The organism is Collinsella sp. TF07-1 (genome assembly GCF_003437235.1).
GTDB lineage: Bacteria > Actinomycetota > Coriobacteriia > Coriobacteriales > Coriobacteriaceae > Collinsella.
Genome location: NZ_QSRV01000035.1, coordinates 1 through 12036, shown reverse-complemented (window position 1 = coordinate 12036; position 12036 = coordinate 1). Strand labels below are relative to the sequence as shown.

At 59.5% G+C, this 12036-nt stretch carries 8 protein-coding genes; all 8 read left to right on the top strand.

Features of this window, described 5'->3' with window-relative positions; translation table 11 throughout:
* Positions 1 to 155: 155 nt before the first annotated feature.
* The 8 genes from acpS to DXC67_RS09705 all read left to right on the top strand — a co-directional run bounded on the left by acpS (position 156) and on the right by DXC67_RS09705 (position 11944).
* The gene (gene acpS, locus DXC67_RS09740; protein WP_055252164.1) at positions 156 to 695 is read left to right on the top strand and encodes a holo-ACP synthase; all 540 of its coding nucleotides are present in this window, start codon (positions 156 to 158) and stop codon (positions 693 to 695) included.
* Positions 696 to 2312 (top strand): NAD(P)H-hydrate dehydratase, encoded by a 1617-nt coding sequence (locus DXC67_RS09735; protein ID WP_117638217.1) that lies wholly within the window; start codon positions 696 to 698, stop codon positions 2310 to 2312.
* A 2-nt stretch (positions 2313 to 2314) separates the two neighbouring features.
* Complete coding sequence (gene alr / locus DXC67_RS09730; protein WP_117630070.1) at positions 2315 to 3460, top strand: alanine racemase; 1146 nt, start codon at positions 2315 to 2317, stop codon at positions 3458 to 3460.
* 8 nt (positions 3461 to 3468) lie between these two features.
* Positions 3469 to 4089, top strand: coding sequence for a uracil-DNA glycosylase (locus DXC67_RS09725; RefSeq protein WP_117565042.1), 621 nt, complete (start codon positions 3469 to 3471; stop codon positions 4087 to 4089).
* A gap of 12 nt (positions 4090 to 4101) precedes the next feature.
* Positions 4102 to 4608, top strand: coding sequence for a tRNA (adenosine(37)-N6)-threonylcarbamoyltransferase complex ATPase subunit type 1 TsaE (tsaE, locus tag DXC67_RS09720; protein ID WP_006235849.1), 507 nt, complete (start codon positions 4102 to 4104; stop codon positions 4606 to 4608).
* Positions 4595 to 6979 carry a tRNA (adenosine(37)-N6)-threonylcarbamoyltransferase complex transferase subunit TsaD gene (gene tsaD / locus DXC67_RS09715; protein WP_117638216.1) on the top strand — a complete coding sequence of 795 codons (2385 nt, stop codon included), beginning with the start codon at positions 4595 to 4597 and terminating at the stop codon, positions 6977 to 6979. Before tsaE ends, tsaD begins: the two co-directional genes overlap by 14 nt.
* A 699-nt stretch (positions 6980 to 7678) precedes the next feature.
* Positions 7679 to 9568 carry a carbon starvation protein A gene (locus DXC67_RS09710; RefSeq protein WP_117638215.1) on the top strand — a complete coding sequence of 630 codons (1890 nt, stop codon included), beginning with the start codon at positions 7679 to 7681 and terminating at the stop codon, positions 9566 to 9568.
* A 183-nt stretch (positions 9569 to 9751) separates the two neighbouring features.
* The gene (locus tag DXC67_RS09705) at positions 9752 to 11944 is read left to right on the top strand and encodes a hypothetical protein (protein ID WP_158551344.1); all 2193 of its coding nucleotides are present in this window, start codon (positions 9752 to 9754) and stop codon (positions 11942 to 11944) included.
* The last annotated feature ends 92 nt before the right edge of the window (positions 11945 to 12036 follow it).

Here is a 12036-nt window from a genome sequence, read left to right as displayed (position 1 = left end):
CGGATGACTTGAAGAAGGGGGAGGCCTCGCGGCCTCCCCCTTTTTTGCGTTTACGTGCTTTTGTCTCCCATAGTAGCTGTGTTTTATAACCCTCGTTTGTCGCATCTTCTGTGAACGGGCTACAATAACTTAGTCTGTGCGATATGGAGGTGAACATGGCTGAAGCTGGTATCGGCGTTGATATCGTCGAGATTTCCCGCATGAAATCAATTCTTGAAAAGACGCCGTCGTTTGCTCGGCGTGTGTTTACCGAAGAAGAACGTGCGTATTGCGATGCATCATCGCGTCCCGCTGCTCACTATGCGAGCCGCTTTGCTTCGCGTGAGGCGGTGCTTAAAGCTCTTGGCACGGGTTTTAGTCAAGGCGTGGGTCGCAAGGATGTTTCGGTAACGCGTGATAAACTCGGCAAACCGAAGGCTCTGCTTTCTGGCCGTGCTCTCGAAATCGCCCAGGATTTGGGTGTTGTCGAGGTCGCTCTTTCTATTACCCTTACGGGTGACTTGGCTGTCGCTAATGCCATTGCAATCACCGAGGATGCTCGACCTAAGCCTAAGGAAGAAAAGGTGAGCAACAAGAAACGCGTTGCGCAGACATTTAAAGAGGCTCGCTCTGTTTTAGATGAGCTTGAGCAGCTGCAGAATTCAGCATTGACGGAGCACTTGGGCGATGCTTCGCAAGATACGCTAGGAGCATAGATGAAACCGGTTTTGAGTACCGAAGAAGTCGTTCGTCTCGAGGATATCATCGAACGCGAAGGGACTTCGAAGGCCGAGCTTATGGAGTTAGCGGGTGAGTTTGCCGCCAACGAGGTCTTGAAGCTCAATCCCGATCGGGTTCTCGTTCTGGTCGGTTTTGGTAATAATGGCGGCGACGGTTGGGTTGCCGCCGATATCCTGAGCCACAAGGGTGTGGACGTGGATATCGTTTCTCCGGTTGAGCCGGATGAGATTCCTGCTGCTTTGGCACGTCATGTTGCTCGTCGAACTGCCGGCCGCGATGTGCACGTTTGCGTCGGTCCCTCGCGTGACGAACTCGAGGTTTTGATCGATAAGGCGGATGTTGTTGTCGATGCCATTTTTGGTACCGGTTTCCACGGGAATCTGCGTGCGCCGTTCTCCATTTGGATTCCTACGGTCAATGAATGCGCCGATTGTGTCGTATCTATTGATGTCCCCTCGGGCCTGAATGCCGAGACGGGCGTTGTTGATGACGACTGCATTCGTGCCGAGCGCACGGTGACGATGATTGCGCCCAAGATTGGTCTGTATAGCGCTGATGGCCCTGAGTATGCTGGCGATTTGATCTGCGGCAATCTTTACGACCGTCTTGACGAAGTCATCGATGATGTTGACCACGCCGCCGAGATTGTCGAGCCCGGTGACTTAGTTGATTACTTTGCTCCGCTACCATCGAATATCGATAAGTATTCCCGTGGCTCTGTGCTTATTGTCGCCGGATCTGCGCAATATCCTGGTGCTGCCATTATGGCGGCCAAGTCTGCAGCTCGCGCGGGTGCTGGTTACGTGGCAGTCGCGGCTCCTGACGCCTGTGCCAATCTCATTCGCATGGCACTTCCTTCGATTCCCGTCTTTGCTATTCCGTCTGATTCCCGCGGCTCCTTTGGCGCCGCTGCGCGCATGACGGTGTGCGAGATCGCAAAGAAGTACAGCTGCGTGCTGTGCGGTCCCGGTATGATGACGTCTGCCGGCGCTATGCAGTTGGTTTCGGGCTTGCTCGAGCTTAATGTACCGCTAATTTTGGACGCCGATGCACTCAACTGCCTTGCTAAGATTGCCATTGACGGTATTGATAGTAACCCCGAGATGTATCGCCGCGAGCAGCCGTTGGTTATGACGCCGCACTATCGTGAGCTTTCGCGTCTGGTTGCCGGTGACGAGGTGAACGACCTTAGTACCGCGATTGCGGCCGCGCAGAAGGTTGTTTGGGCTGCAGGCTCCGACAATCTGGTGGTCATTGCCAAGGGGCCGACGACGGCTATCTGTGGTGTTGAGCGCGTGCTGCTGCCACTCTCGGGTCCGGCTTCTCTGGCAACTGCCGGTTCGGGTGATGTTCTGGCGGGTATTTTGGCCGGCACGCTTGCCACCATGCGCGACGAGATGGATCGTTGGGAGTTGCTGTATTCGTACGCCGTCGCACTTCACAGCTACGCCGGTTTTGCCGCGGCGACGAAGTATGGTGAGAAGAGCGTTATCGCAACCGATCTTATCGACTTGATCGGTCCTGCCATGGAGCTGGCGGCAAAGGATGCGCTCGAAGATCTGGGAATCATGGACGAAGGGTCGGATGACTAATCATGAATAAAGCCGATTTGACGCGCTGGTCCTGGGTCGAGATCGACCGCGGGGCGCTCCGTCGCAACACGAGGGCCTATAAGAACTTGTTGAATCCGCGTCAGCGCCTGTGCTGCGTGGTCAAGGCCGATGCTTATGGTCATGGAGCTGTTGAGTGCGCCAAGATCATGTATTCGGCCGGTGCCGACATGTTTGCCGTGGCGACGGTTAACGAGGGCGTTGAGCTCCGACAGGGCGGGATTACGAAACCCATCCTCATCCTAAGCGAGCCGCCTATCGAGGCCATTCCGACGTTGCTCGAGTTTGATATCATGCCCTCGGTCTATACGTCTGACTTTGCTCTTGCGTATGGCGAATGTGCCGTCGCGGCGGGCAAAGTGGGCAAGTATCATCTCGCCATCGAGACGGGCATGAATCGTATCGGCGTTCACTACACGCAGGTGCTCGACTTTGTCCGCGGCATCAGCTTCCATCGCGGTATTCAGTGCGACGGCGTATTTACGCACTTTGCCACGGCCGATGAACCTTCGGGTTGGGACTACAAGCTGCAGTGCCAGCGTTTTACCGAGGCCGTTCAGGCCATTAAGGACGCAGGTTTTGAATGCGGTATCGTGCATTGTGCCAATACGCCATCCTCGATGCTCGATTCTTCAATGCACTTTGACATGATTCGTGCCGGCATCGGTTTGTATGGTCTGCAGCCATGTGAGCTGAGTGGTCGCGTGATGCAGCTTGATCCCGTCATGAGCGTCCACGCGCGTGTGACGCGCGTGGCGCATCCTGCGATGGGCGAGGGCGTGGGCTACGGCTTTACCTACCGCGTACCGCGCACGCGCGTTCAGATCTGCACCCTTCCGATCGGTTATGCCGATGGCCTTTCGCGTACGCTTTCCAATCGTATGGACGTGCTGTATCGCGGCGAGCGTGTGCGTCAGGTGGGCAATATCTGCATGGACCAGTTTATGGTCGCCATTCAGTCCAACCCGGCGCATGAGATTCCCGAGGCCGAGTATGGTGACGAGATGATCATTGTCGGCCGCGATGGAGATGCCGAGATTACCATGGACGAGATGGCGCGCCTACGCGGCACGATTAACTACGAGGTCGCTTGCGGCTTTGGTATGCGTCTCGACAAGGTCTACGTGTAGGAGTCGCTATGGGCGTCATGCACATTCCCGGCCATAGCCATCAGGCGCCGCGTGAGGTCGCACTCGAGGAGATCGAGGCCGTTCTGGGCGATTGTCACCTTTGCCAGCTTTACCAGTCGCGCCACAACATCGTGTTTGGCGTGGGAAACCCCCGCGCTCGCGTGATGTTTATTGGCGAGGCGCCGGGCCGTAATGAGGATTTGCAGGGCGAGCCCTTTGTGGGGGCGGCAGGCGAGGACCTCAACGGCATTTTGTCGCTGGCGGGGCTCAAACGCGAAGACGTCTACATTGCCAACGTGCTTAAGTGCCGCCCGCCGGGAAACCGCAATCCGCGCCCCGAGGAAGTGCTGGCTTGCTCACCGTTTTTGCGCGAGCAGATTCGAAGCATCTGGCCCGATATCATCGTGACGCTCGGCAACCCCGCAACGCACTTTGTGCTCAAGACCGAGATCGGCATTACCAAGCTGCGCGGCAGGTTCCATCAGATGGGGCACTTTGTGGTGATGCCCACTTTCCATCCGGCAGCAGCGCTACGCAATCCAGCGTGGCAGGAGCTGCTGGAGGAAGACTTTAAGATGCTGGGCGACTATCTGGGGCGACATCCCGCACCAGAGGACGCCTCGGAATAATAAGGAGCATATATGTCCCTGGAGCGCCTGGGGGTAGGTACTTACAAAACGACTTGCGCTGCCGATACGGAGTACTTTGGCGAGCTAATTGCACCGTGCCTTGAGGACGGAGATGTGCTCATCCTGACCGGTGGCCTGGGAGTGGGCAAAACTCACTTTACCAAGGGCGTCTCGCGCGGGCTGGGCGATGGGCATATGGTTACGAGTCCTACGTTTGCGCTCATGGCCGTTCACGATCAAGGTCGTATTCCGCTGTTTCACTTTGATCTATACCGCCTGGAGCATGCCTACGAGCTCGAGGATACGGGCATTTTCGATGTGCTGGGCTATGAGGGTGCTTGCCTGCTGGAATGGGGCGAACAATTCCAGGACGAGCTGACGGATGAGTATCTTTCGGTGACGCTCAAGCGTGATGAGGGCGACAGCGATGTGCGAACGATAACGCTTGAGGCGCACGGTGACCGCGCAATGGAGCTTTCCCATTTGATTGATAAGGCTGTACAAGATGAGCTTGCATAACGACAACGCGCTGGTGGTGGCGCTCGATACCTCGACCGACATGCTTGCCTGCGCGGCAAGCTGGATTGATGGGCAGACGGGTGAGACGAAGCTCGTGAGTGGCGACCACATGTGTCGCCGTCACGCCAACGTTGAGCTCGTGAATACCGTTGATGGCGTGCTGGCTCAAGCCGGTCTGGATCGCAGCGATGTTGGTTGCTATGTGGTCGGCCGCGGCCCGGGGTCCTTTACGGGTGTGCGCATCGGCATCTCCACTGCCAAGGGCCTCGCGCGTGGTGCCAATGTTCCGCTGCTGGGCGTGTCGACGCTCGACGCTTGCGCTTGGACGGCGTGGAAGGCTGGCGTGCGCGGCAAGCTTGGTATCTTGGCCGATGCTATGCGCGGTGAGGTATATCCGGCGCTGTATATGCTGGTCGATGAGGGTCCCGAGCGTCAATTTGAGCGCGAACACGTGGTCAAGGCCGCCGTGGCGCTCGATGAGTGGCGCCAAGCAGCGGACTGGGGCCAGGTTCAGCTGACCGGTGACGGTCTCGTGCGCTATGGCAAGCTGCTGGATGAGGACGAGGCCGCCCGCTGCGTGGAGCGCGACCTGTGGTGGCCTTCGGGCGAGGGCTTGCTGCTCGCGCACGCTGCGGGTGACGGCGATCCGGCCCGCGTCCTGCCGATTTACACGCGCCTTTCGGATGCCGAGGAAAACGAGCGCAAGCGTCTTGGTCTTGCCGAGAGTGCGCAGAGCGAAATTACGGGTGTTGCCGATGAGCTCGCCGGTCGTCATCTGCAGTTCCGTCCCATGGGCGCGGCGGATGCCGAGGGCGCGAGCGCGCTGGAGGCTGCCTGCTTTGAAGGTGCCGGACACGAGGCATGGACGCCGGGCATGTTCCTGTCCGAACTGGGCGAGGACGTCGCTGCGCCGCGTAGTTGGTGGGTGGCACACGACGACGGCAAGCTGCTGGGCCTTGCCGGCGGTATGGTCGTGGACGGTGATGTGCAGATTCTGGATGTCGCCGTCGACCCGGCACATCGCCGTGAGGGCATTGCCCGCAAGCTGCTGTCGCACGTGAGCTATGATGCCCAGATGCTCGGCTGCACCACGGCTTCGCTCGAGGTCGAGGACGGTAACGAGGGAGCGATCGCGCTTTATAACGCTCTGGGCTTTACCGAGGCTGGCCGTCGCCGCGGCTACTATGGTGCCGGCAAGGACGCCATCGTCATGACGGCTCCGCTGCCCCTGGTGCTTCCGGTCGACAATGCTTCGCCCGAGCCGACGGCGGCAGAGCAGCGCGTATGGCCGCTGCCTGCGCCTTGGCGCTCTGCCGAGGAACGTGTCGAGATTGAGCGTCGCCGCCTCGTACTCGCTATCGAGAGCTCCTGCGACGAGACGGCGGTGGCGATTATCGATGCGGATGGCAATATGCTGGCCAACCAGGTGTCGACGCAGATTGATTTTCATGCACGCTTTGGCGGCGTGGTGCCCGAGATCGCCTCGCGCAAGCACGTCGAGGTGATTGTGAGTGTCGTGGATGCGGCACTCGAGGACGCCGCAGCGTCGCTGGGCCTTACGGGCGGAGCCATTACACCAAGTGAGCTTGCCGCCGTGGGCGTGACACAGGGTCCGGGCCTGGTTGGCGCCCTGGTGGTGGGCGTCGCCTTTGCCAAGGGCTTTGCGTATGCTGCCGGCAAGCCGCTCGTGTGCGTCAATCATCTGGAGGGCCACCTGTTTGCCAACCTGTTGGCGCAGCCCGACCTCAAGCCCCCGTTTATCTTTACGCTTGTCTCGGGCGGGCACACCATGCTCGTGCACGTGAAGGCATGGGACGACTACGAGGTACTTGGTGAGACACTCGACGATGCTGTGGGCGAGGCCTTCGACAAGGTAGCCAAGGCGTTGGGTCTGGGCTATCCCGGTGGCCCCATCATCTCCAAGCTGGCCGAGACGGGCAATCCCCGCGCGATCGATTTTCCTCGCGCGCTTAACAGCAGGGGGGACTATCGCTTCTCGCTTTCGGGCCTCAAGACGGCGGTGACGCTCTACATCGAGCAGGAGACCAAGGCTGGGCGCACGATTCACCTGCCCGATCTGGCGGCTTCGTTTGAGGCAGCCGTCTTTGACGTTCAGTACAAGAAGGCCAAGAACGCGCTGCATGCCACCGGATGCAAGGAATACTGCATCGGCGGCGGCGTCTCGGCTAATCCGCATCTGCGCGAGATGATGATCAAGAAGCTTGGGCGCCAGGGCATCCGCGTGACGGTGCCGCCTCTCTCGGCATGCACCGACAACGCCGCCATGATCGCAGAGGTTGCTCGCCGTAAATTCGACCGAGGAGAAATCTCGCCGTTCGACGTCGATGCCGATCCGAACATGACGCTGTAGTCGCAAAGGTGCGATCCCCGGCGCTGCCCGGGCGCCAACGGCCGCATATGAACTTTCCTGCTCTACAGTCCTGCTCACGACGGAGGCCACATTAAGTGGCCTCCTGTTCGTGCGGAACTCGCGATAAAGTTCATATGCGGCCGTTGGCGCCCGGGCAGCGCCGGGGACCTTTCTGTATCGATATAGCTTCTGAGCTGGATCGGCGTCGACAACGTCCAGCAAGGTTAACAAGCCAGCGTCGAATTTCCGGCGTGCTTTAGCTGAAAGAAAAGATGGCATGCGGAGCTTTGCTCCGCATTTGGGATGGGAGCTCCCGCGGCTCCCGAGGGGGCATCTCTCATGCAAAAACTTTTGTCGGGTAAAGTCCGAGGTTAGTGGCGTTTTATAACGAGAAATTCAAAAAAGTTGAAAATTCATTACTTATTTGCGTTGACTTTAGGTAACTAAAGTTTCATACTGCTTTTCATCCACTGGGGGATGTGAACACGCACGGATTGTTCGCATCATGATTGAAGAGGATTTCCTAGACATGTTCACGCATCAGCTAAACATTATCAGCGTAGTAATTATCTGATGCGGGTTAGCACATACAGCTAGCCCGTACGATAACGGGCGGCTGATGAAGATGAGGGCCGTCGAGCGCAACCGACGGCCCTCATTTTTTATGTCTAGGAAGTTCTTTTTAGAGGAGGAAATGTAATGAACGGAGTTTTGCTCATGGTTGTGGCCGCGGCGGTGCTCGCCTGCGGCTATCTGGGCTACGGCCGCTGGCTGGCCAACAAGTGGGGCGTTGACAAAGAGGCCCTCACGCCGGCCAAGCGCATGAAGGACGGCAAGAGCTTCTCGCCCGTCTCCGCCTTTACCGCGTTCTCGCACCAGTTCAGCTCGATCTGCGGTGCTGGCCCTGTCACGGGTACGATCGTCGCCATGGCCTTTGGCTGGCTGCCCGTCGTGCTCTGGGTCCTCGTCGGCGGCATCTTCTTTGGCGCCGTCCACGACTTTGGTGCTCTGTACGCTTCGATGAAGAACAACGGCAAGTCGCTCGCTCAGCTCATCGAGAAGTACATCGGCAAGACCGGCCGTCGCCTGTTCCTGCTGTTCTGCTGGCTGTTCTGCATCATCGTCATCGCCGCCTTCACCGACATGGTCTGCAAGACGTTCATGTTCACCCCGGCCGTTGACGCTTCTGGTGCTGCTACCGGTGCCATCGACTTCACCAAGTCCTATGCCGCCGGCTGCGCTGGTACCATCTCCATCCTGTTCACCTTCGTCGCTATCGCCTTTGGTTGGGCCCAGAAGAAGTTCAACCTCACCGGTGCTACCGAGTTCGTCACCGGCGTGGTCCTCATGGTCCTCATGTTCGCCGTCGGCATGCAGTTCCCGGTCTACCTGGACAAGTTCCAGTGGTTCGCCGTTGTCATGGTCTACCTGGTCTTTGCTGGCGCCATGCCCATCCAGATGCTCAAGACCCCTCGCGACTACCTCACTTCCATCATGATGATCGTCATGATCGCCTGCGCTGTCCTCGGTATCGTCGTCCTGGGTGTTAACGGCCAGGCCACCATCACCGCTCCGGCCTTTACCGGCTTCTCCAGCGCTTCTGGCATGATGTTCCCGGTCCTGTTTGTTTCCGTTGCCTGCGGTGCCCTCTCCGGCTTCCACAGCCTCGTTTCTTCTGGTACCTCCTCCAAGCAGGTCGAGAAGGAGCAGGACGCCGTCAAGGTCGGTTATGGCGCCATGATCGTCGAGTCCTTCGTCGGCATCCTTGCCATCATCGTCGCCGGCATCATGTTCTCCGACATGAACACCGCCGGTACCGGCGCCCTCAACGCTGGCGTCGCTTCCACCCCGTTCCAGATCTTCGCTGCTGGTATCTCCCGCGGTATGCAGGCCTTCGGTGTTGACGGCACGCTCGCTACCGTCTTCATGACGATGAACGTTTCCGCTCTGGCCCTGACCTCGCTCGACGCCGTCGCCCGCATCGCCCGCACCTCGTTCTCCGAGTTCTTTGCCCAGACCAACGACGCCCTGGCCATCGAGTCCAAGGCCGGCTACATGAAGGTTCTCGGCAACCCCTGGTTCGCCACGGTCGTCACCCTGCTTCCCGGTCTCGCCCTCGCCTTTGGCGGCTATGCCAACATCTGGCCGCTCTTTGGTGCTTCCAACCAGCTGCTCGGCGGCATGACCATGATCACCCTCGCCGTGTTCTGCAAGTGCACCGGCCGCAAGGGCTGGATGCTCTACGTGCCCGTCGCCTTCCTGCTCTGCTGCACCTTCACCTCGCTGGTCCAGAGCGCCATGGGCTGCATGACCGCTGTCCAGGCTTACGGCTTCTTCGGCACCATCCCGGCTACCGCCACCACGGCCGCCGTCTCCGTCGCCGCCACCAAGGGCTTGCAGCTCGTTTTCGCCGTCCTGCTGATGGTCCTGGGCCTCATCGTCGCCGTCAACTGCCTCAAGGAGTTCTTCGGCAAGGAGGCCGGCTCCATGCCCGACGAGGAGCCCGAGTGGTCCGAGATGGGCAAGGCCGAGTACGGTCGCGCCGCTGCCGCTGAAGCTCCTGCCGACGCCGAGGCCGCCAAGGCCTAGTCGGTCGGACGGGTTGAATCTCCCATCTATTTGACTCGGAAAGACCGGGTCCGCAATCAAGCGGACCCGGTCTTTTTTCTTGTGAGAACAGGTGGTGCAAGGGCGTTCTCGCAGATGTTTTGCGTGGATAGGCTCGTGCGTTGTACCATATGAACGTATATGTGTGCATATGAAAGGGGCCCCGTGGCCAAGACGGTATATTCCGATAATCAAAACAATGTCGATGCTCTGGCTGAGCGTCTGAGCAGCCAGACATCGCTTTCTGCCGAGCGCGCCAAGCTGGTTGCCTACGACCTGCTCTGCCGCAAGGCGCTCAAGATTAAGTCGAGCGCGCTGGCGCAGATTTTCCGCTCCGTCGATAAGGAATGCGACACCAAGGCGATGCGCGATGAGCTTATCGCGGCAAATATCGTGACCAAGATCGAGGGCAGCGGCATTAACGGGCGCCCGGCGTTCTATACCATCAATGTCGAGATCCGCGATGCCCAGGAGCAGCCTGCCGAGTCCGTCGAAGATTTTGTCGTCGAGGATTCCGCTGACGTGCCTGCTGTGGAAGAAGCTGCTCCGCGTGAGCATGTCGATACCGATGAGTTGCTCGATGAGAACGTCGTGCGTGCCTTTACGGCCAAGGCGGGACGCGGCGGTTTTGGCGGGGGTGGCAAGCGCGATGCGCAGCGCCGCGCCCAGCAGGAGCGCTTCCGTCGTGCCGTTGCTCAAAAGGGTGAGACGGATGCCGAGGCTGTTGAGAACGAGGTTGCTGCCGAGTCGCAGAGGCCCGCGAAGGAGCAAAAGCCCGTGGAGGCCCAGGAGCCCCAGCGTCGCCGTGGTGCCCACTTTAAGGCTGCGCAGCAGGATGTCGCGCATGAGGTTGAAGAGCCTTCCGAGGCTGCAGACGATGTTGAGGAGTCTGCCAAGAAGGCTCCGGGTTCATGCCGTCCCGGGCGTGGTTTTGCGAGGCGCGCGTATCCCGTAAGGCGTCAGGAGAAGGGCGAGCCGGCTCCGACCGCTCAGGCCGAGAAGGCCGAACAAACCGAGAAAACCGTTGAGCCGGCGGCTCGCGAGCAGCAACCTTCCGAGTCGCAGCCTGCGGCTGACACTGAGGTCAAAGCTCAACAGACCGCTGATAAGCAGGCGGGGGAGAGCGCCTCAGGCAAGCCCCGCCGTCGTCGTCACCGCGGCGGTCGTGGCTCAAATGCCGAGGCCGCGGCCGAGAAGACAGCGACACAAAACGGAGATGAGAAGGCCGAGACTCCGGTGGATCAGGTCAAGCGCCAGCCGGCGAAGGAGGTCAAGTCCTATCGTCCGCAAAAGCGCTCGTCTGCGCCCAAGCAGGAACGTAATACCCGGGCAGATTCCAAGCGTAAGCCTCATGCACAGGCTGAGCCTGCCGCGGCTGATAGTGCTAGCCAGCAGCCCGAGTCGGCCGTCCACGGCGAGGTATCGGCGTTTGCCCTTGCCCGCGTTTTGGGTAGGCAGCTGCTCAAAGTTGTCCCTACGCCTACGGCGCTCTCTAAGATCAAGGAGCAGCAGACTCAAATTGTTAAGGTCGAGGGCAAGGACGGCAAAAAGGCGCCGCAGCGCACTCAGCACAACGAGATGTCCAACCGCAAGATTGCCGAGGAAATCGCAATCATCCAGGCTTGGATCGAGCAAAACCGAGGTGCCGATACGCCGGTTGCCTCGCGTCGCCAGCGTGCCTACCAGATTTTTAACGACGAGAAGGCTTTTGACGGCAAGCACGGTGAGCGCCTGATAAGGCGCATGACCGAAAAGGGCATCAGCATGCAGGCGATCAAGGTCGCCCCCAACCGCCCCGTGCACTTTACGGGTTTCTTTACGCTGGGCGCCGATAAGCCGTTCATTATGGTCGAGAACCTGGACACCTACGACGAGATCGTCAGGCTGCTGCGTGGCCGCAAGCACGCCAAGCTCTTTGGCATCAAGGTGGGCGGCGTGATTTTTGGCGGCGGATGCAAGGCGAGCGTCTCGCATGCCCTGGACGATTATCTGGCTGAGATCGGCTATCGCTTTAACTACGTCTACTACGTGGGCGATATCGACCGCGAGGGCGCGCGCATCGTCGAGCAGGCTCGCAATGCCAATGTGGTTGAGATTCGCCTGCATGCCGGCATGTACCGCGCCATGCTCGCCGAGCATAAGCGTCGCGTGAAGGCCGGCGGCGAGTGCGAGCCCGCGGCTGCCAACCAGGGCGTGCCGCAGAACTTGGCGGCGACGATCAAGGATCTGCCCATGGTCACGCGCGTGCAGTTCCGCAATGTGCTGCGCGAGGGCGGGCGCATTCCGCAGGAGATTCTGATGACCGCCGACTATCGGGATGGCGACTCGGGAAGCTTCGACCGCATGCTTAACAACTAAATTCCGCCGGCCCCGGGAGAGCGGGGACACCGGCTTAGGTTTCCTGCTCTACAGTCCTGCTCACGACGGAGGCCACATTAAGTGGCCTCCTG